Origin of the sequence: Vibrio sinaloensis, assembly GCF_000808535.1 — a bacterium.
GTDB classification, from domain to species: domain Bacteria; phylum Pseudomonadota; class Gammaproteobacteria; order Enterobacterales; family Vibrionaceae; genus Vibrio; species Vibrio sinaloensis_D.
Genome location: NZ_JWLV01000013.1, coordinates 1 through 20,761, shown reverse-complemented (window position 1 = coordinate 20,761; position 20,761 = coordinate 1). Strand labels below are relative to the sequence as shown.

General features: G+C 46.7%; 14 protein-coding genes. 6 read left to right on the top strand and 8 right to left on the bottom strand.

Going from position 1 to position 20,761, the window contains the following annotated elements; translation table 11 throughout:
* The first annotated feature begins 1 nt into the window (after position 1).
* Positions 2-4,459 (top strand): chromosome partition protein MukB, encoded by a 4,458-nt coding sequence (mukB, locus tag RJ47_RS10210; protein WP_039483751.1) that lies wholly within the window; start codon positions 2-4, stop codon positions 4,457-4,459.
* A gap of 139 nt (positions 4,460-4,598) precedes the next feature.
* On the opposite strand, the gene RJ47_RS10205 is transcribed toward mukB, so the two are convergent.
* The 6 genes from RJ47_RS10205 to RJ47_RS10180 all read right to left on the bottom strand — a co-directional run bounded on the left by RJ47_RS10205 (position 4,599) and on the right by RJ47_RS10180 (position 10,851).
* Positions 4,599-5,588, bottom strand: a complete 990-nt coding sequence (locus RJ47_RS10205) for an alpha-L-glutamate ligase-like protein (protein WP_039483643.1) — start codon at positions 5,586-5,588, stop codon at positions 4,599-4,601.
* Positions 5,589-5,591: 3 nt separating this feature from the next.
* Positions 5,592-7,097, bottom strand: a complete 1,506-nt coding sequence (locus tag RJ47_RS10200) for an inactive transglutaminase family protein (protein ID WP_038212959.1) — start codon at positions 7,095-7,097, stop codon at positions 5,592-5,594.
* 11 nt (positions 7,098-7,108) lie between these two features.
* The gene (locus RJ47_RS10195) at positions 7,109-7,849 is read right to left on the bottom strand and encodes an ATP-dependent zinc protease (protein WP_038192013.1); all 741 of its coding nucleotides are present in this window, start codon (positions 7,847-7,849) and stop codon (positions 7,109-7,111) included.
* Positions 7,850-8,090: 241 nt separating this feature from the next.
* Positions 8,091-9,062 carry a tRNA 5-methoxyuridine(34)/uridine 5-oxyacetic acid(34) synthase CmoB gene (gene cmoB, locus RJ47_RS10190; RefSeq protein ID WP_039483641.1) on the bottom strand — a complete coding sequence of 324 codons (972 nt, stop codon included), beginning with the start codon at positions 9,060-9,062 and terminating at the stop codon, positions 8,091-8,093.
* Between the two features lie 58 nt (positions 9,063-9,120).
* Positions 9,121-9,858: a carboxy-S-adenosyl-L-methionine synthase CmoA gene (gene cmoA, locus RJ47_RS10185; RefSeq protein ID WP_038138861.1), complete on the bottom strand. Its 738-nt coding sequence runs from the start codon at positions 9,856-9,858 to the stop codon at positions 9,121-9,123.
* 111 nt (positions 9,859-9,969) lie between these two features.
* A complete protein-coding gene (locus RJ47_RS10180; protein ID WP_039483638.1) occupies positions 9,970-10,851 on the bottom strand; it encodes a DUF72 domain-containing protein in 882 nt (293 codons plus the stop codon).
* A gap of 275 nt (positions 10,852-11,126) precedes the next feature.
* Here RJ47_RS10180 and aspS point away from each other — a divergent pair, with 275 nt between their 5' ends.
* Positions 11,127-12,905 carry an aspartate--tRNA ligase gene (aspS, locus tag RJ47_RS10175; protein ID WP_038192007.1) on the top strand — a complete coding sequence of 593 codons (1,779 nt, stop codon included), beginning with the start codon at positions 11,127-11,129 and terminating at the stop codon, positions 12,903-12,905.
* Positions 12,906-13,030: 125 nt separating this feature from the next.
* Positions 13,031-14,065 (top strand): GGDEF domain-containing protein, encoded by a 1,035-nt coding sequence (locus RJ47_RS10170; RefSeq protein WP_039483636.1) that lies wholly within the window; start codon positions 13,031-13,033, stop codon positions 14,063-14,065.
* Between the two features lie 13 nt (positions 14,066-14,078).
* Here RJ47_RS10170 and RJ47_RS10165 read toward each other — a convergent pair whose 3' ends face one another.
* A complete protein-coding gene (locus RJ47_RS10165) occupies positions 14,079-14,774 on the bottom strand; it encodes a pseudouridine synthase (protein WP_039478473.1) in 696 nt (231 codons plus the stop codon).
* Between the two features lie 289 nt (positions 14,775-15,063).
* Here RJ47_RS10165 and RJ47_RS10160 point away from each other — a divergent pair, with 289 nt between their 5' ends.
* Positions 15,064-17,289 carry an NADP-dependent isocitrate dehydrogenase gene (locus tag RJ47_RS10160; protein ID WP_039483634.1) on the top strand — a complete coding sequence of 742 codons (2,226 nt, stop codon included), beginning with the start codon at positions 15,064-15,066 and terminating at the stop codon, positions 17,287-17,289.
* A 90-nt stretch (positions 17,290-17,379) separates the two neighbouring features.
* Here RJ47_RS10160 and cspD read toward each other — a convergent pair whose 3' ends face one another.
* Positions 17,380-17,601, bottom strand: a complete 222-nt coding sequence (gene cspD, locus RJ47_RS10155) for a cold shock domain-containing protein CspD (RefSeq protein ID WP_005470476.1) — start codon at positions 17,599-17,601, stop codon at positions 17,380-17,382.
* 465 nt (positions 17,602-18,066) lie between these two features.
* Between cspD and clpS the strand changes: the two genes are divergently transcribed.
* A complete protein-coding gene (clpS, locus tag RJ47_RS10150) occupies positions 18,067-18,387 on the top strand; it encodes an ATP-dependent Clp protease adapter ClpS (protein WP_005470535.1) in 321 nt (106 codons plus the stop codon).
* 42 nt (positions 18,388-18,429) lie between these two features.
* Positions 18,430-20,700 carry an ATP-dependent Clp protease ATP-binding subunit ClpA gene (gene clpA, locus RJ47_RS10145; protein WP_005470436.1) on the top strand — a complete coding sequence of 757 codons (2,271 nt, stop codon included), beginning with the start codon at positions 18,430-18,432 and terminating at the stop codon, positions 20,698-20,700.
* Positions 20,701-20,761 lie beyond the last annotated feature (61 nt).

The window sequence follows — 20,761 nt, the reverse complement described above, 5'->3', positions numbered from 1 at the left end:
CATGATTGAACGCGGTAAATACCAATCGCTGACCATGGTCAACTGGAACGGCTTCTTTGCCCGTACGTTTGACATCGATGGTCTGGTTACCACGCTATCAGGTGGTAACGGTGCCGGTAAATCAACCACAATGGCGGCGTTCATCACCGCTTTGATTCCTGACCAAACGCTACTGCACTTCCGTAACACCACAGAAGCAGGCAGCAGCCAATCGTCTCGCGATAAAGGTCTGTACGGTAAGTTACAGCCGGGCGCATGTTATGCGGCGCTAGACGTGGTGAACTCACGTAACCAACGCCTATTGTTCGCAGTAAAACTGCAGCAAGTTGCGGGTCGTGATAAGAAAGTAGACATCAAACCGTTTGTTATCCAAGGTCTTCCAAGCCATGTGAAACCAACGGATATCTTGATTGAAAGCGTATCAGCGACTCAAGCTCGTGTACGTCAAATCAACGAAGTAAAAGAATCGATCGCAGAATTTGAAGGTGTTCAATTCAAAGCGTTCTCTTCTATCGTGGATTACCACGCACAAATGTTTGAATTCGGTGTGATTCCGAAGAAACTGCGTAACTCTGGTGACCGTTCTAAGTTCTACCGCCTGATCGAAGCATCGCTTTACGGTGGTATCTCAAGTGCGATTACACGCTCGCTTCGTGACTACCTTCTGCCACAAAACGGCGGCGTGAAGAAAGCGTTCCAAGATATGGAATCAGCACTGCGTGAAAACCGCATGACGCTAGAAGCGATCAAAACCACGCAAGCAGACCGTGACTTGTTCAAACACTTGATCACAGAGTCGACCAACTACGTGGCTGCGGACTACATGCGTCACGCGAACGATCGTCGTAACAAGCTGGATAAAACGCTGTCATTGCGTTCAGAGCTGTTCGGTTCTCGTGAAAAACTCGTTGAGCAAAACAACCTGCTTAACCGCGTTCAAGAAGAGTTAGAACTGTTGATTGAGTCGGAATCTGCACTAGAGCAAGATTACCAAGCGGCTTCGGATCACTTGCAACTGGTGCAAAACGCATTGCGCCAGCAAGAGAAGATCGAACGCTACCAAGAAGATCTTGAAGAGCTAAGTGAGCGTCTTGAAGAACAGGTGATGGTAGTGGAAGAAGCGCAAGAACGCGTGATGATGGTAGAAGAGCAAGCGACCGTTGCAGAAGAAGAGGTGGATAGCCTTAAGACGCAACTGGCGGACTACCAACAAGCACTCGACGTTCAGCAAACTCGTGCACTTCAATACCAACAAGCGGTTCAAGCGCTGGAGAAAGCGAAACAGCTACTTGGCGATGACAGCCTAACGGCAGAATCGGCACAAGCGCTTGTCTCTGAGCTTAAGAGCAAAGAATTAGAAAGCACCAACGCGTTGCTATCGGTTAAGCACAAACTGGACATGTCTTCTGCAGCAGCAGAGCAGTTCGAAACGGCACTTAAACTGGTACAAAGCATCGTTGGTCAAGTTGAGCGCAAAGACGCGTCTGAACATGCGAAAACCGCAATTGCGAAAGCGCGTGAATCTCAGCAAGTTGCGCAAAACGAACAACAATGGCGTGCACAGCACCGTGATCTTGAACGTAGCCTTAACCAGCAACGTCAAGTGCGCGAGCTAGTCAACGAATACCAGAAGCAGTTCCATGTTGAACTGACTGACGAAATCACGTTTGAACAAGAACGTGAGCGTCACGCGATGCAAATTGACTCGCTAGAAATGACGCAGGAAGACGTGCGTGAGCAACGCAGCGAACAGCGTCGTCTAGAGCAAGATGCGGCCGCGGAAATCAACAAGCTAGAAGCCATTGCTCCAACTTGGATTGCGGCGAACGATGCGCTAGAAAAACTGCGTGAACAAAGTGGCGCTGAGCTAGAAGATAGCCAGTCAGTCATGAGCCAAATGCAAGTGGTGCTTGAGCAAGAGAAAACTCTTTCTCTGGCGAAAGACAAACTGGCAGAGCGTCGCAGCCAACTCGACACTGAGATTGAGCGTCTTGCTTCTCCTGGTGGTTCGAACGACCCTCGCCTGAAAGGCTTGGCAGATACTCTAGGCGGCGTATTGCTGTCTGAGATCTACGATGACATCACGATTGATGACGCGCCTTACTTCAGTGCGATGTACGGTCCGGCTCGTCACGCTATCGTTGTTTCTGACCTATCTGGTATCGAAGAGAAACTGGTAGAGCTAGACGACTGTCCAGAAGACTTGTACATCATTGAAGGTGACATCGATGCCTTTGATGACAGCTCATTCGACGCAGAAGAACTAGAAGGCGCGGTTTGCGTTCGTATGAACGATCGCCAAATGCGTTACTCTCGCTTGCCTGAAATCCCACTGTTCGGTCGTGCGGCACGTGAGCAGCGTTTAGAGCTACTGCGTAACGAACGTGAAGAAGTGGTTGAGAAGCACGCGAAAGCAGCCTTCGATTCGCAAAAAATGCAGCGTCTATACCAAGCGTTCAACCAGTTTGTGGCAAGCCACATTCAAGTAGCATTTGAAGCAGACCCAGAGCAATCATTGGCAACCATTCGCGACAAGCGTAACCAAATTGCTCGCGTACTGGCTGACCTGGATGCGAAAGAGCAACAACAACGTTCTCAGCTTCAAACCAGCAAGCAAGCGTTGTCTTCTCTAGACAAGCTAGCACCAAACATTGCGTTGATTGAAGATGAATCGCTGCAAGCGCGCTTTGACGAGTTGGAAGAGAAAATCGCCCAGCTTTCAGAAGCAAAAGCTTTCCTAAATAACCACGCGAAAGCGGTGGCGGAACTGGAAAAAGTCGCAGTTGCTCTAGATGCTGACCCAGAGCAATTCGATGCGCTAGAAGCAGAATACAAAGCGGCAGACGAACAGCTACAAGATCTTAAGAAACAAATCTTTGCACTTTCAGATCTTGTTGAACGTCGTCACTACTTCGCTTACTCAGATTCAGTAGATCTACTGAACAAGAGCAGTGAACTGAGCGAGCAGCTAAAAGCGAAATTGGTTCAAGCTGAACAAATGCGTACACGCTCTCGTGAAGAGTTGAAACAGTCGCAAGGTCAAATGAACCAATACAACCAAGTATTGGCATCATTGAAGAGCTCACACCAAGCGAAACTGGAAACGGTTCAAGAGTTCAAACAAGAACTTCAAGAATTTGGCGTGAACGCGGACGAAGGTGCAGAAGAGCGTGCAATGCGTCGTCGCGACGAACTGCATGAGCGTCTACACACGTCTCGTAGCCGTAAGAGCGAATACGAGCGCACGATCACCTCTACTGAATTAGAGATGAAAGGCTTGGCGAAACGTCTGAAGAAAGTTCAGAAAGAATACGTTGAGCTGCGTACTTTCGTTGTTGCAGCGAAAGCTGGCTGGTGCTCGGTACTTCGTCTGGCGCGCGAGAACGATGTTGAGCGTCGTCTACACAAGCGTGAACTGGCTTACATGTCCGCGGATGAACTGCGTTCGATGTCGGATAAATCATTGGGTGCGCTGCGTCTAGCGGTTGCGAACAATGACGACCTGCGTGATGCGCTGCGCCTGTCAGAAGACAATGCACGTCCAGAGCGTAAAGTTCTGTTCTACATTGCGGTATACCAGCACCTTCGTGAGCGTATTCGTCAGGATATCATCCGTACTGATGATCCAGTTGAAGCGATCGAAGAGATGGAAGTAGAGCTAGCACGTCTAACGGAAGAGCTAACGCAACGTGAAAACCGCCTAGCGATCAGCTCTGAGTCAGTAGCGAGCATCATCAAGAAGACGATTCAGCGTGAGCAAAACCGTATTCGTATGCTGAACCAAGGTTTGTCGAACATCTCGTTCGGTCAGGTGAAGGGCGTTCGTCTAAACGTGAAGATCCGTGAAAGTCACGAAGTGCTACTGAACGGTCTGGCTACACAGCAAGAGCAGCACAAAGATCTGTTTGAATCGACTCGCTTTACCTTCTCTGAAGCAATGGCGAAGCTGTTCCAACGCGTGAATCCACACATCGATATGGGTCAACGTTCTCCTCAGGTTCTGGGTGAAGAGCTGCTGGATTACCGTAACTACCTAGAGCTAAGTGTGGAAGTGAACCGTGGTTCTGACGGTTGGCTACAAGCAGAATCTGGCGCGTTATCAACGGGTGAAGCGATCGGTACTGGTCAGTCAATCCTACTGATGGTTGTTCAAAGCTGGGAAGAAGAATCACGCCGTCTGCGCAGTAAAGACATCGTGCCTTGTCGTTTGCTCTTCTTGGATGAGGCAGCACGTCTGGATGCTAAGTCTATCTCAACGCTATTCGAACTGTGTGACCGTCTGGATATGCAGCTTCTTATCGCAGCACCAGAAAACATCAGCCCAGAAAAAGGTACGACCTACAAACTGGTGCGTAAGGTGTTTAAAGACCATGAGCACGTACACGTAGTGGGTCTGCGTGGTTTTGGTCAAACTGAGAAACCTAAAAGTGAAGTGCAAGAGCTAATCGAAACGCTCTAGAACTGTACTTCAAGTCTTTCATTAAAAAATCCCGCAGTGATAAGCTGCGGGATTTTTTTATTGTGTAGTTTCGAGTAATGGTCGAACTATCTAAATGACAAAACCCGCTAGTTAAGCGGGCTTTGATTGCTGGGAGTGGTTATGTGGTCAGCTCTTTGGCAAAAATACCGAATTGTTTGGCAGCATAAGCGACTCGCTCTTCGGGTTTAGGGTAGTCTGCGCCTAATCCTAAACTTTCGATATGATGCAGTCTTGGCAATAATCCTGCGCCGTTGGCAATTTGAATTGCTAGCCCCGGTCTTGCGTTGAGCTCAAGTACCATGGGACCTTCCTCTTTATCCAAAACCATATCGGTGCCCATGTATCCAAGCCCGGTCATCTCCCAAGCGCTGGAAGCGAGAACCAATAGGCGCTCCCAGTGGGGGACTTGCAGTGTGGCGAGCTCTTTTCCTGTGTCAGGGTGATGGGTGATGGGTTGATCAAACTGAACGGCTCGCACAGCACGTCCTGTCGCGATATCAATGCCCACACCGACAGCGCCTTGGTGCAAGTTGGCTTTCCCATCAGATGCCGCCGTCGAGCAGCGCATCATCGCCATGACAGGGTAGCCTTTGAAAACGATGATCCGAACATCAGGTACGCCTTCGTAGCTGAAACCGTCGAAGCAGTCATCGAACTTAATCAGGTTCTCGACAACCGCCACATCGTTCTTACCCCCTAACGAGAAAAGACCAGCGAGCGCGTTACTGATATGGCGTTCTACATCTTCTTGGTTAATGGTCGAGCCAGAAGGTTTGGTATAGATACCATCTTTGTGCGATGTGATAACTAAAATGCCTTTACCACCACTTCCTTGGGCTGGCTTAATCACAAAGCCTGGCCAGTCTTTCACCATATTGTGAATGGTTTTGACTTCGGCCTGATTACTGATCACGCCGATAAGCTCGGGTGTGGTCGCACCATGTTGTTGGGCGATGATTTTGGTTTTTAGTTTGTCGTCCACCAAAGGGTATTTTGCACGATCATTGTAACGACCAATGTAACTGTGGTTACGTTGGTTCATGCCCATGATTCCCTTATGGCGGAGTTTGCCCGGCGACGTAAATTGCGAAGTAAAACGTGAGAACATCGTTTAGTCCTCCGCAAGTGGCTTAAAGCGGCGTAGCTCTGTCAAACGGTAACCGGTGTAGGTACCAAGTAGTAAAATACCGGATAGTACAATCAGCTGTAGACCAATAAAGTTAAAGGTTAAGTGCTGGATGTACGGGTTAGTCATTGCTAGGTAAACCAGTACAGCAGTCAGTAGTGAACCACCACCTTGCAGAACCACTTCTTTGGCGCCTTCCTCTTCCCATAGAATCGACATACGTTCGATGGTCCATGACAAGATGATCATTGGGAAGAACGTAATCGATAGACCTTCGGTTAAGCCGATCTTAAACGCCACCACAGTAAAGACAGAGATAATCATGATAACCGTGATTATCACCGCCGAAATCCGAGCAACGAGTAGTAAGTTAAGCCTTGATAGATAACTTCGAATGACCAAGCCAGTGCCCACAATCAGCAAGAATCCGACGATACCCGTGATCAGCTGAGTCTGAACAAAAGCAACCGCTATCAGAACAGGCATGAAGGTGCCAGATGTTTTCAGACCAATAATGACACGCAAGAAGACCACGATAAGAGCACCAATAGGAATGAGCATGATGGTCTTAAACATCGCTTGCTCTTCAAGCGGTAAGCTGTGGATCGAGAAGTTGATCAAACCATCGGCTGAGACTTTGTCGTTGGTTGCTTGCTGCGGGGAAACCTCTTGAGCAATCATCGAGAAGTGAACTTGGCTGTTTTGCCCACCCATAAGATCAAGCAGCGACACATTTGACTCATCCCAAACTAAGATATTTTCTGCAATAACTTGGTCTGCCTTTTCTGGGTTAAACAGAACCCACTGCTTTCCGTCCCATACTTGGTTCATGTGCTGAATGGATTGACGGCGGCGACCATCTTCCAGCTCGATAACACCAACAACCTTTCCTGGAACCTTGGCGTAAGCCAGCATCTTATCAATCGCTTCGACTTTCGACATCTTGTTAAGGATCAAAGAAGCATTTTGGCTTTCTGAATCGTTGATAGTCTTGACCAGTTCACGAGTAAAAGTGACATCGTCGGCTGAACGCTGATTGGCTCGTTCAATCAAGGCAATCGCAGCGGCTTCTGTTGGTCCATCGAAAGTGGGTTGAGTGATTTCTTGGCTTGGCGGAATCGCGTCGACCTTAGCTTGCGGGTCAACAAGAAACTTCACTTTGTAGTAGATGGTTTGAGCGCCAGTCGCTTGGCGAATAGACCATTCTGCGCGACGACCAGAATCGGTATTGACGTAAGAGACGCCGTAGCCTGGAGAAGAGGAGGATTCATCAATTAATGTGAAGCCGTTTTGGGTATGAGGTGCTGCCAATGATGCCTTAACTGGCTTGGCTTGGGCATTGAACTCAACTCGCGCTTCAATATCCCACACTTGACGGGTTTCACCTGGAGTCCAAGGAACACCGTATGTTTGATGACGGAACATGCTGAGCGCTATACCGGCTAAAATGAGTAGCACAACCGATATATAAAAAGGGACTTTGGATGTCATAAGCTACCTTATTATTTTTGGACGTCCGTGTGGATGTATTTTTTACTTACATCAACCACTGCAATGTCGCGAATGAACTCGCGGCCTAGAAGCACAGGATGACTCATTTGAGAGCGATCTGCCAAGGTAAATTGCGCTTTTTCATGGAGTTTTCCTAGCTTCACCCACAATTCAATCACCGCGCGTCTTTCGACTTCTTCGTTGGTGGATTGGCGTATTTTTACATAACGAAGAATAGGGGACTCAATCCAGTTCTCGTCTGTAAGCGGTGTTTCACCATCAGATAAGTGGAAACGGACCCAGTTTTTTCCGTTGCGCTCAAACTCTTCAATATCCACAGCATTGAGCGACGATGTTGCCGCACCAGTATCAACACGTGCATCGAATGACTGCTTGATAGCATCTATCGTCACCTTTTCTACTTCCCCAAGGACAATCTGATGTGTTGGCGTCGCTTTTACAGGAGCAGGCGCTGGAATAACGACGGGTTTATTTTTAATTTTTACTTCCGCCATGATTTCATCTTTAAACGTGGCCAACTCACGATCGAGCGTATCAATCTGAGCTTCAAGGCTTTCGATGTAATCGTTTTGGTTATTGATCTGGAGCGAGAGGCTCTCCATTTTGTTCGAGAAGTTAGATTCAGAAGCTTGAATGGCTGCGAGCGTTTCATTGTGGTACTGCTCGCCTTTTGTCAGCGCGCAGCCTGAAAGCAAGACTAATGCGACAACGGGAGTCAATCTGGTTAGCATGAATAAACCTGACATTGATTAAAGTAGTTTGAAATAAGAAGTTTAGCGTATTAACCGAATCCCTCACAACCAACAGTTGAGACAGAGCTCTCATCCTGTAAGGATTGATAAGTGATTACAAAAAATAAGGGCGCAACGCACCCCTATTTAGGAAATATCGATGTTTGCGCAGAGTAACCTTTAATCGCTGAAAATGGGTTAACTCTTTGTCAAATCATCGGCTGTGAATCTCAAGCTATCATTATGGTTTGTTTGCAACCAAGACAGCTCTGCGAGGTGCGGGATGCCCTTCGACGGTTTTACTTGGATCGTTTGGATCAAGGTAGTCGGGAAGCGAATTGTGAGTCATCCACTCCGTCGTGCGCTGCTCACCCGTCGTGGTGACGTTTTCGTCGACAATGCGTACGTTTTCAAAGCCAACATTTTCCAGCCAGACTTTTAACGCACGCGCTGAAGGGAAGAAGTAGACATTACGCATCTGAGCGTAGCGATCGACTGGGACCAACACCGCATTCTCATCTCCTTCGATGACGAGCGTCTCAAGTACCAGTTCTCCGCCAGATACGAGTTGGTTTTTAAGTTGGATAAGGTGCTCAAGAGGAGAGACTCGATGGTAAAGCACGCCCATACTAAAGACGGTATCAAATGCCTCAAGTTTAGGTAGTTGCTCAATACCAAGGGGTAATAAGTGAGCGCGTTGATCGCCCCCCATCAATTTACGAATGGTTTCGAACTGAATAAGAAATAGGTGAGAAGGGTCGATACCGACAGTGAGTCGAGCGCCTTCACCGAGCATGCGCCACATGTGGTAGCCGTTGCCACAGCCAACATCCAATACGCTGCGGTTTTTAAGAGGTGAGATATGCGGCAGCACGCGATCCCATTTCCAGTCACTGCGCCATTCAGTATCAATATGAATGCCGTGCACGGTGTAAGGACCTTTACGCCATGGATGAAAAGTGCGCAACAGGTTCTCCAGCTTTTTTAATTCACCAGTGTGGAATGGTACATCATTGGCGATGGTGACGGAGTTCTTGATGTCGATCTGATCAGGCGACCCTTCAGGGATTTTGTTGAGTGCTTTTACCCAGCGACCAAAATCGCCATGTTCTGCGTTTGCCCAATCGGTTAATTGTTGAGGTAGTACATTTAGCCACGGCTGAAGACGCGTGTCTTGCGCGATTAACTGATAAAAATTAGCAAAATTAAACATAGTTTTTCACTGAGTAAGTAATTAAAAAATATAGCAAAGAGCGGGCTGTGTTCTGTTTCTATTTGATAGCGAACATCGAGCCAAAGTTAAAGCACTGAAACCAAACATCGTAGCTGCTGAAGCCAATTTGAGCGAAACGCTCTTTGTGCTCTTTTTTCGAGTCTGGGCGCATGACGTTCTCAATTGCGCTCCGTTTTTGGCTGATCTCGAGTTCACTGTATCCGTTGGCGCGTTTGAAATCATGGTGAAGATCGATAAGGAGCTCATTTGAGACCTGATCTTCGAATACGTATTTTTCAGATAGAATTAAAATACCGCCAGGGCGCAGGCCTGCGTAGATCTTTTCTAACAGCGTGTAGCGATCTTCTGGTGATAAGAACTGAAGGGTGAAGTTTAAGACGACAACGGACGCATTTTCGATATCAATATTGCGAATATCAGCTTCCACGACATTGACCGGCGTGTCGCTGCGGTAGGCATTCACATGAAGCTTACAACGCTCTACCATCGCTGAAGAATTATCGACAGCAATAATCTGACAACCTTCTTGTTTGATATGGCGACGCATTGAAAGTGTTGCCGCACCCAACGAACAACCAAGGTCATAAATGTTTGAGTGTGGTTTTACAAACCGTTCTGCCAGCATGCCAATTGCAGAAATGATGTTGCTGTAACCCGGCACTGAACGTTGAATCATGTCAGGAAAGACTTCCGCCACACGCTCATCGAAGGTGAAATCCCCAATTTTATCGATTGGAGCCGAAAAAATAGTATCTGGATTGCTCTTAGGGTTCATAAATCATTTCTCATCAGGCACAAACACGAAGTTTGCGTGGTCTACAGACATTAAAAAGGCGCGTATTTTAGGGGAAATTCGCGCCTATGTCATGCTTTGCGGTCATTCAGTTTAGAACATCTGTATTTGAGTGTTGCCATCGTCTGCTGGAAAGCGAGTTAAATTGGGTAATTGACAGTGTTGCTGCAATCGTTGATAGAGTTTGAGAGCCAACTCTGGGGCGATCAAGTTATCCGATGTATGGATGAATAAGTACGGCTGTTTTCCCTGCGCTATCCACTCAGGAAGTTTCGTTAGCCAAGGTGAGAAAAAACTATCGTTCTTCTCGTCTACAGGGTGGCCAATAAAACGAATCATTGGATGGTCGGATGTGGCTATGGCGTGTACAGGGACTTTGGGTTTTTTCTTTTGCGCGTCCAATAGCGATTCATAGTGCGGATGCGAGGGCGTGATTTGCTCTGAAAAAACAGGCCTGCTATCCATAATAATCCGGTCGTATTGTTGCTCTATTAACCACTGGTTGAGTGCTTTTTCTGCGTCCCCTTTGGCAAAAAAATCGGGGTGACGTACTTCGATACCGATTGGAAAATTGGGTGGGAATAAGGTGCAAAAACGTTTCAGTGTATCCAAGTTTTGTGGGCCAAATGCGGCTGGCAGTTGAATCGTCCACTGACCTATGCGCTCGTGTAGAGGTGCCATAATTTGCATGAACTCTTTTAACTGAGCTTGGCAGCCTTTCAACATGTGTTGGTGGGTTATCGCTTGCGGCAATTTAAAGGTGAAACGGAAGTCTTCATGGGTGGCGGCTTTCCAGTTGTTCACCGTACTTGAACTTGGCGTAGCGTAAAAGGTGGTATTCCCCTCAACGGTGTGGAATACCTGCGCGTACTTTTCAAGGCGTTCGGCAGGCTTGGTACCGCTGCCGTAAAAGCTTTGTTGCCAGTTGTTGTGCGACCACATTGTGAGGCCAAGTCGAAGGGGTAAACTGTCCATATCTCGTTATCGTTGTGAGTGTCTATTTTTAGCTCATCAGAGCTTTGCCCAGAGGCTTGCAATAAGGCTATAATCTGCAGCTATTTTTCCATATTGCGACTGTTTTAAGCCGTTATTGGTTTAAAAAGCATCAATGGATAATAAATCGCAATAAATTGTACGCTAGGTGGTCGATTTCATCCCACTTTCAGCGTATAAATGGACTTTTGCTCTATCGATAACGTTAACATCGATAGATAGTAATCAACAAATTTTAAGAGATTGGGAATTTCATTATGCGTACCCATTACTGTGGTCACCTGAACAAGTCCCTTGCAGGACAAACTGTAGAACTTTGCGGCTGGGTTAACCGTCGTCGTGATTTAGGCGGTCTTATTTTTATCGATATGCGAGATCGTGAAGGCGTTGTTCAGGTAGTTGTCGATCCAGATATGGCAGACGCGTATGAGGTGGCTAACACACTGCGTAATGAATTCTGTATCAAGCTAACGGGTGAAGTTCGCGTTCGTCCAGACAGCCAAGTAAACAAAGACATGGCAACCGGTGAAGTTGAAATCATCGCTAAAGGCCTTGAGATCATCAACCGCTCAGATGTGCTACCTCTGGACTTCAACCAGAAGAACTCAGAAGAGCAGCGTCTGAAGTACCGTTATCTAGATCTACGTCGTCCAGAAATGAGCGACCGCATCAAGCTACGTGCTAAAGCGTCTAGCTTTGTTCGTCGTTTCCTAGATGACAACGGCTTCCTAGACATCGAAACACCAGTACTAACTAAAGCGACACCAGAAGGCGCTCGTGACTACCTAGTACCAAGTCGTGTGCACAAAGGCAGCTTTTACGCGCTTCCTCAGTCTCCACAGCTATTCAAACAGCTTCTAATGATGTCTGGTTTTGACCGTTACTACCAAATCGTTAAGTGTTTCCGTGATGAAGACTTGCGTGCTGACCGTCAACCAGAATTCACTCAGATCGATATCGAAACGTCATTCATGACGGCTGACCAAGTTCGTGCAACGACTGAGAAAATGGTTCGCGATATGTGGCAAGAGCTACTGAGCGTCGACCTAGGTGAATTCCCAGTAATGCCGTTCAGCGAAGCAATTCGTCGTTTCGGTAGCGACAAGCCAGATCTACGTAACCCGCTAGAGTTAGTCGACGTTGCTGACCTAGTGAAAGACGTTGAGTTCAAAGTATTCTCAGGCCCTGCAAACGATGAGAAAGGTCGCGTTGCGGTAATCCGCGTTCCTGGTGGTGCATCTTTGACTCGTAAGCAAATCGACGGTTACGGTGAGTTTGTAGGCATCTACGGTGCGAAAGGTCTAGCTTGGATGAAGGTCAACGACCGCGCTGCAGGCTTGGAAGGTATCCAATCTCCAGTTGCTAAGTTCCTAAGCGAAGACGTGATCAACGGTATCTTGGATCGCACTCAAGCGGAATCTGGCGACATCATCCTATTCGGTGCAGACAAAGCGAACATCGTTGCTGAAGCTCTAGGCGCACTTCGTCTTAAGTTAGGTAAAGATTTAGAGTTGACAGACGAGAACGCATGGGCGCCGCTATGGGTTGTAGACTTCCCAATGTTCGAAGAAGACGACGAAGGCAACCTACACGCAATGCACCACCCATTCACATCACCTCTAGGTGTGACTGCGGAAGAGCTAAAAGCGAACCCTGCAGCGGCAAACTCTAACGCTTACGACATGGTTCTAAACGGCTACGAAGTGGGCGGTGGTTCTGTTCGTATCCACGATGCAGAAATGCAAGCGGCAGTCTTTGACATTCTGGGTATCGAAGCTGATGAGCAACAACTGAAATTCGGCTTCCTACTGGACGCTCTAAAATTCGGTACGCCTCCACACGCTGGCCTTGCTTTCGGTCTAGACCGTCTAGTGATGCTGCTATGTGGTACAGAGAACATCCGTGATGTTATCGCGTTCCCTAAAACAACAGCGGCGGCGTGTCTACTAACAGACGCACCAAGCCTTGCTAACCCAGCGGCTCTAGAAGAGCTAGCGATTGCCGTAAAAGCTGCAGAGAAGAAAGACGAAGAGTAAGCTTCTCATTGAAACTTTTTGTGACAAACCGCTTCGATTGAAGCGGTTTTTTTGTCTCTGAAGTATGGAGTTTTGTTGCTGATGTGTTAAAAGATACGTAACGCTATACAAGTAATGATAAAAACATGAGTAACCACCCAGTTCACTGTAATGCCACGCATCAATTGAGGCGCAAAGTACTAATCGGTATGTGTGTCGTTCTTGGAATCGTTGGTTTGTTGTTTGGGCTCGCGAATCTTTTCTATTTTGACGCTCGAGCCAATACGCTGGGCATGATCGAAATTGTTTACTCGATTGCATCGTTTTCAATGCTTTGGTATGTCTGGAGGAATGAGCCGCCAAGTTGGTTTCTTGTCTTTCATTGCGCGGTCCTCACCGCTTTGATCTGCTACGGCACTTATGCCAGTCGTATAGAGAGCTCCGTTTACTTGTGGGCAATAGCGTTACCAACCGTTTTCTACTTAGCTCTTGGGTTGCGTGTTGGCTTCTACTGGAGCTTGATTTGTCTTCTTATCGAACTCTTGGTGCTTAACAGCGCAATGACTGACTCGCAATTGATGCGACCTGCCGTTTTCCTCAACTTTGTCCTTGCCTATGTTTTTGTCTGGACCATATCCCATGTCTATGAAGATAGCAGGGTGAAAGGCGTGGATAGGCTGAACTCTCTTGCCCATCAAGATGCTTTGACCGGGGCACAGAACCGTCTGTCACTTGTCACCACCTTTGACCAAAAAGGGGAACAACTCAATGGAAGTTATTTATTAACGTTGGATATTGATGATTTTAAGGTTATCAATGACAGTTACGGTCATGCGGCGGGGGATGATGTACTAAAACAAGTCGTTAGCCGTTTATCGAGCTTGGTTGGAGAGCAAAATATTTTTCGTATGGGAGGTGAAGAGTTTGTCTTGGTGCTCCCTAATAAGATCGTCAAGCATCAAGGGCTTTCTACTCTTGCACACAAGTTGCAGGGCTGCATCGTTGCAAAACCAATTCTTTTTCAGGGTAACGAACTTGAGGTGACTTTTAGCGCTGGCATTGATCAGTACTTGAAAAATAAAGGGTTAGATAAGACTCTGTCGAACGCGGATCACGATCTCTATCTTGCAAAAAAAGCGGGCAAGAGAAGCACTTACTATCAAGGAGAAGTGCTTTCTTGACGGTGTTTAACTCTTACTCGACGTGTACTTCTTTCCATTCACCAGGTTGTAAATCACCTAACTTGATGTCCCCCATCGAGTAGCGAATCAAACGCAGCGTAGGGAAGCCGATATTGGCGGTCATACGACGAACTTGTCGATTTCGTCCCTCAATGATGGTGATCGCTAACCAAGTGGTTGGAATGTTCGCTCTGAAACGCACTGGCGGGTTACGCTCCCAAATTTCAGGGGCTTCCATCACCTCGACCTGAGCGGGGAGTGTCATACCATCTTTTAGTTCTACCCCTTTTCGCAGTTTGTCTAAATCGGCTTCTGACGGAGCGCCGTCAACTTGCACCCAATACGTTTTTGGAGATTTGGATTTCGGCTGAGTTAATTTCGCTTGGAGAACGCCATCATTGGTGAGAATCAACAATCCTTCACTGTCTCGATCCAGTCTGCCCGCGGCATAAACATCTTTCACTGGAATAAAGTCAGCTAGGGTTTTGCGCCCGTCTCCATCTGTAAATTGGCTTAAGGTATCAAATGGCTTGTTAAACGCGATCACCTTGCGATCCTCTGGCGCGATTTTGGGTTTACTGCTGGCGGTTTTTTTGCGATTGCGCGAAGAATGCTTAGTGCTTGTTTTGTGACTAGATGGACGTTTAAAACCGGGTTTTCCATTCCGAACGGACGAAGAGCTAGACTCACGACGTGAGCGTGGTGACATGTTAACTACCTTGCAAAAATGTAAATGAAGTGTGGGTAAAACTTTTAACCAAGTGCGGAATAAGCTACCATTTGCGCGCCCAAAAACAGGATTGGCGAACAAGATAATAGACTATTCTGCCAAATTTGTTTAATTATAACGAAACGCTCTCAAGGATGTCGCACGCTGGCGACGAAAAAATAAAGAGACGGGCAAAGCGCAACAAGTGAGGGGATTATTCATAACTTGTTAGCGAACACACACATAGGACCAATCACCAACGGTCCAGTCAGAACAATAGGGAAATTTCATGCCTACAGAAAAACCTACAATTATCTATACAATTACCGATGAAGCACCTGCGCTAGCAACTTATTCACTACTGCCGATTATCCAATCATTTACTGCTTCTTCAGGTATTAACGTTGATACACGTGATATCTCTCTAGCTGGGCGTATTATTGCTAACTTCCCAGAGCACCTAACCGAAGAGCAACGCATCGGCGATGCATTATCAGAGCTTGGCGAGCTTGCGAAAACTCCAGAAGCAAACATCATTAAACTGCCAAACATCTCTGCTTCAATTCCTCAATTGAAAGCTGCGATCAAAGAGCTGCAAGAGAAGGGTTACAACCTGCCGAACTACCCAGAAGAGCCAAGCACGTACGAAGAAGAAGCGATCAAAGCAACGTACGACAAAATCAAAGGCAGTGCGGTAAACCCAGTTCTACGTGAAGGTAACTCAGATCGTCGTGCACCTCTATCAGTTAAGAACTACGCGAAGAAAAATCCTCATTCAATGGGCGCATGGTCTGCAGATTCTAAATCTCACGTTTCTAGCATGTCTGACAACGACTTCTTTGGCAGTGAAAAATCACACACAGTAGACGGCGCAACAGAAGTTAAGATTGAATTCGTTGGCGCGGATGGTGCAGTCAAAGAGCTAAAGGGCGCTTTCCCACTACAAGACAAAGAAATCATCGACTGTTCAGTCATGAACAAGAAAGCGTTGGTCGAGTTCTTTGAAACGCAAATCGCTGAAGCAAAAGAGCAAGACGTTCTTTTATCACTTCACATGAAAGCGACCATGATGAAGGTGTCTGACCCAGTTATCTTCGGTCATGCGGTTAAGGTTTACTACAAAGACGTATTCGCGAAGTACGGTGAGCTATTTGACAAGCTAGGCGTTGACGTAAACAACGGTATCGGCGATGTATACGCTAAGATCCAAGCCCTTCCTGCCGCTCAAAAAGAAGAAATCGAAGCGGCGCTACAGGCTGTTTACGAAACTCAACCACCATTAGCGATGGTTGATTCTGATCGTGGTATCACCAACCTACACGTACCAAGCGACATCATCGTTGATGCTTCTATGCCGGCAATGCTGCGTTCGTCTGGTCAAATGTGGGGACCAGATGGTAAGCAGAAAGATACCAAAGCAATGATTCCAGATCGCAGCTATGCAGGTATTTACCAAGCGGTTATCGACTTCTGTAAAGAAAACGGTGCCTTTGACCCAACCACAATGGGTAGTGTGCCAAACGTGGGTCTAATGGCTCAAAAAGCTGAGGAATACGGTTCACACGATAAGACGTTCATTCTAGATGCTGCGGGCACAGTGCGTGTTGTTGATGCGTCTGGCGAAGTGCTACTTGAGCAATCGGTAGAAGAAGGCGATATCTTCCGTATGTGTCAGGTGAAAGACGCGCCAATCCAAGATTGGGTTAAGCTAGCGGTGACACGTGCTCGTGCAACTGGTGTACCAGCCGTTTTCTGGCTCGATGAAAACCGTGCACACGATGCTCAGCTCATCAAGAAAGTAAACGCATACCTTCCACAGCACGATACGTCAGGGCTAGAAATCAAGATCTTGGCTCCGCTAGAAGCGTGTCAGTTCTCTCTTGTTCGTATCAAAGAAGGTAAAGACACTATCTCAGTCACTGGTAACGTACTGCGTGATTACCTAACTGACTTGTTCCCAATTCTAGAGCTGGGTACTTCGGCGAAGATGCTTTCTATCGTTCCGCTAATGAACGGTGGTGGTCTATTTGAAACGGGTGCTGGTGGTTCTGCTCCGAAACACGTTCAACAGGTAGAAAAAGAAAACCACCTACGTTGGGACTCTCTTGGAGAGTTCTTAGCTCTTGCGGCATCACTAGAGCATCTGAGCACAGTCGCTGGCAACCCGAAAGCGCAAGTTCTTGCTGATGCACTAGATAAAGCGACCGGTGATTTCCTAGATAACAACAAGTCGCCATCGCGTCGTGTTGGTGAGCTAGACAACCGTGGTAGCCACTACTACTTAGCAACTTACTGGGCGCAAGCACTTGCAAGTCAAACCGCTGACGCAGATCTAGCGGCTGAGTTCGCTCCAATTGCAGAAGCACTTGTAGCGAATGAAGAAAAGATCGTTGCCGAGCTAAACGATGCTCAAGGGGTGGCGGCAGACCTTGGTGGTTACTACGCGCCTGAATTTGAGAAAGCAGCGCCACTAATGCGTCCAAGCACAACACTAAACAGCATCATCAATCGATAATGGTGGTTTAGAACAACAAAAAACCCGCTACTTAGCGGGTTTTTTCTTTACTGATATATGTGTTTAGTGGTTATTTCACTATGGCAGCGGTTATTTAGCTAGTTGAGCTTCCACTGGTGTTACAACACTTGCGTGAGAACCCTTTGGACCTTCTTCCACTTCAAAGTTGACTTGTTGGCCTGCTTTCAGAGTACGATAACCATCCATCTGAATTGTGGAGTAGTGTGCAAACACATCCCCGTCTTCACCTTCTGGACAGATAAAACCAAATCCCTTGGCGTTGTTAAACCATTTTACTGTACCTGTAGCCATGCTATACATCCCTCATGCATTTTGTTACTGATGTTGTTTGAACGTTCACAGTTCTTCCATTGTGAACAAAAAGTGAATTTCCATTCAGCCGCTGCCAAATTTTCAGTCACTATTTGACCAATTTAGCCAATGATTGAGCACAGTCAATAAGAAAAAGGTCTTAGACTCTACATATTTGCAAACAAATCACTTTTGAGATTTACATTTTTATAACTATGTGAGCGATATTCACGTGTAACCCATTTTTGTCTTGAATGGTTTTTGGTTTCTTTTTAATCAATTAGATAGATAAATCCAAACCGGAAGAATCTTTTATTTGCAGCCACTCAATTGCTGCATTAGTCTCTAAGTAAGGGCAAAACGTTTCTTATCGATTTATGCCCCAAAATCTAAGAGCTAAATTCAAAACTTCTGCTCACTATAGTGGTAAAATTAAAGCAAGTCGTACATCAACGTTGATAGATCATGAGCAAGCATTTTGAATGGGTGACTCCAGACTCAGATTTACTGGAGTTAGAAAAAACAAAAGTTAAACCACCATCCATGTATAACGTCGTACTAAATAACGATGACTACACGCCGATGGACTTTGTAATTGAAATTCTGGAACGTTTTTTTTCAATGGATGCGGACAAAGCAACCCAGGTGATGCTCCAAGTGCATTATGAAGGGAAAGCGATTTGTGGCACATATACTGCAGAAGTTGCTGAAACCAAAGTGGCCCAAGTCACGATGTATTCCAAGGAAAATGAGCATCCTTTGCTTTGTACAATGGAACAAGCGTGAGGTTTGTTCGTACAACCTGAGTTGTTGTTGAAGGAGGTACTTATGCTAAATAAAGAATTAGAGTCGAGCCTGAACAGTGCGTTCTCTCGAGCTCGAGACAAGCGACATGAGTTTATGACTGTCGAGCACCTCCTGCTAGCATTGCTGGAAAATGATGCAGCTAGAGAAGCTCTTCAAGCTTGTCAGGCCGATATTGAGGCTCTCAGAAATGAGCTCGATATTTTTATTGACCAAACAACGCCTCTTATCCCAGAAAATGATGAGACTCGAGAAACCCAACCAACGCTGAGCTTTCAACGTGTGCTACAGCGAGCGGTTTTCCACGTCCAATCTTCTGGTCGAAGCGAAGTGACTGGCGCTAACGTTTTGGTCGCTATTTTTAGCGAACAAGAGTCTCACGCTGCCTACTTACTCAAGAAGAATGATGTTAGTCGTTTAGACATCGTTAACTTCATTTCCCACGGCATCACTAAGGCCTCTAGTGCAGGCGATGATGCCTCATCCCATGACTCATTCAGCAGTGATAATGTTGAAGAAAGCGGCTCTGAGGAGCGTTTAGAAAGTTTTGCTACAAACCTAAACCAAGTGGCTAAGCAAGGCCAAATTGATCCATTGATTGGTCGCGATAAAGAGCTTGAGCGAACAATTCAAGTCTTGTGTCGTCGCCGCAAAAACAACCCACTTTTGGTTGGTGAAGCTGGGGTCGGTAAAACTGCCATTGCGGAAGGTTTAGCGTGGAGAATTGTAGAAGGGCAAGTACCTGAAATCATCCAAGATAGCGTAATTTACTCGCTAGATATCGGTTCTTTGCTCGCAGGTACGAAATACCGTGGTGACTTTGAGAAACGTTTTAAAGCGATTCTCAAGCAGCTAGAAAAAGAAGACGATGCGATTCTTTTCATTGATGAAATCCATACCATCATTGGTGCGGGTGCTGCGTCAGGCGGGCAAGTCGATGCAGCAAACCTAATCAAGCCTCTTCTAAGTAGTGGCAAACTCCGCTGTATTGGTTCGACTACATACCAAGAATACAGCAACATCTTTGAAAAAGAGCGTGCGTTGTCCCGTCGTTTCCAAAAGATTGACGTGGTTGAACCTTCGGTTGATGACACGACCAAGATTTTGATGGGTCTTAAAACCAAGTATGAAGCGCACCACGAAGTTCGTTATACCAACAAAGCACTTCGTGCCGCGGTTGAGCTGTCTGCCAAATACATTAATGAACGCCACCTGCCGGATAAGGCTATCGACGTTATTGATGAAGCGGGAGCTCGTAGCCGTTTAGCGCCAGCAAGTCGTCGTAAGAAAACGGTCGGCGTCGCTGATATTGAAGCCATGGTCGCTAAAATGGCGCGTATCCCCGAGAAGTCAGTGTCTTCATCAGACAAAGAGATCCTAAAAAATCTTGATGAGAAGATGAAGATGTTGGTATTTGGGCAAGATGATGCGATTGATGTGCTAAGTGAGGCGATTAAGTTAACCCGTGCGGGGCTGGGTGCCGAGAATAAACCAGTCGGCTCTTTCTTGTTTGCTGGCCCTACAGGGGTGGGTAAAACGGAAGTGACGGTACAACTTTCCAAACTGCTTGGCATCGAGCTATTGCGCTTTGATATGTCTGAGTATGGTGAGCGCCACTCTGTAAGCCGATTGATCGGTGCGCCTCCAGGTTATGTCGGTTACGACCAAGGTGGTTTGCTGACTGATGCGGTCATTAAGAACCCTCATGCCGTCGTGTTGCTAGACGAGATCGAAAAAGCGCACCCAGACATCTTTAACTTGCTCCTTCAAGTTATGGATAACGGTACGCTTACAGACAACAATGGACGTAAAGCTGATTTCCGTAATGTCATATTGGTGATGACAACCAATGCTGGCGTACAAATGACTGAGAAGAAATCGATCGGTCTGATCCAGCAAGATCACAGCCATGATGCGATGTCAGAAATTAAGAAAGTGTTCACACCGGAATTTCGTAACCGTTTGGATAACATCATTTGGTTTAATAGCCTAGATGAGCATGTTATTCATCAGGTGGTGGATAAGTTCATTGTCGAGTTGCAGGCTCAACTGGATGTTCGCGGTGTGTCACTGGAAGTTTCAGATGATGCTCGCCACTGGTTGGCGATGAAAGGCTACGACAAAGCGATGGGCGCCCGACCAATGGGACGAGTCATCCAAGAGAAACTCAAGAAGCCGTTGGCGAATGAGTTGCTGTTTGGTTGCTTAGTCGATGGCGGTACAGTGAAAGTCAATCTGAAAGGTGAAGAACTCAAGTTTGAGTATCTGAGCGAGAAAGAAGCGGCTGTTCACTAAAACGTAGCTGTTTAAGCGTAAGGCAAAAGCCAGAGTATTTACTCTAATGCCGTTCACTTAA

What these genes read in the sequence shown, in the direction of transcription:
- cmoA (WP_038138861.1), bottom strand. Translation starts at nt 9,858, where the DNA reads ATGAACCCTAAGAGCAATCCAGATACTATTTTTTCGGCTCCAATCGAT.
- mukB (WP_039483751.1), top strand. Translation starts at nt 2, where the DNA reads ATGATTGAACGCGGTAAATACCAATCGCTGACCATGGTCAACTGGAAC.
- clpS (WP_005470535.1), top strand. Translation starts at nt 18,067, where the DNA reads ATGAGCAAGCATTTTGAATGGGTGACTCCAGACTCAGATTTACTGGAG.
- cmoB (WP_039483641.1), bottom strand. Translation starts at nt 9,062, where the DNA reads ATGTTTAATTTTGCTAATTTTTATCAGTTAATCGCGCAAGACACGCGT.
- RJ47_RS10165 (WP_039478473.1), bottom strand. Translation starts at nt 14,774, where the DNA reads ATGTCACCACGCTCACGTCGTGAGTCTAGCTCTTCGTCCGTTCGGAAT.
- aspS (WP_038192007.1), top strand. Translation starts at nt 11,127, where the DNA reads ATGCGTACCCATTACTGTGGTCACCTGAACAAGTCCCTTGCAGGACAA.
- cspD (WP_005470476.1), bottom strand. Translation starts at nt 17,601, where the DNA reads ATGGCTACAGGTACAGTAAAATGGTTTAACAACGCCAAGGGATTTGGT.
- RJ47_RS10195 (WP_038192013.1), bottom strand. Translation starts at nt 7,849, where the DNA reads ATGCTAACCAGATTGACTCCCGTTGTCGCATTAGTCTTGCTTTCAGGC.
- RJ47_RS10170 (WP_039483636.1), top strand. Translation starts at nt 13,031, where the DNA reads ATGAGTAACCACCCAGTTCACTGTAATGCCACGCATCAATTGAGGCGC.
- RJ47_RS10160 (WP_039483634.1), top strand. Translation starts at nt 15,064, where the DNA reads ATGCCTACAGAAAAACCTACAATTATCTATACAATTACCGATGAAGCA.
- clpA (WP_005470436.1), top strand. Translation starts at nt 18,430, where the DNA reads ATGCTAAATAAAGAATTAGAGTCGAGCCTGAACAGTGCGTTCTCTCGA.
- RJ47_RS10205 (WP_039483643.1), bottom strand. Translation starts at nt 5,588, where the DNA reads ATGTTCTCACGTTTTACTTCGCAATTTACGTCGCCGGGCAAACTCCGC.
- RJ47_RS10200 (WP_038212959.1), bottom strand. Translation starts at nt 7,097, where the DNA reads ATGACATCCAAAGTCCCTTTTTATATATCGGTTGTGCTACTCATTTTA.
- RJ47_RS10180 (WP_039483638.1), bottom strand. Translation starts at nt 10,851, where the DNA reads ATGGACAGTTTACCCCTTCGACTTGGCCTCACAATGTGGTCGCACAAC.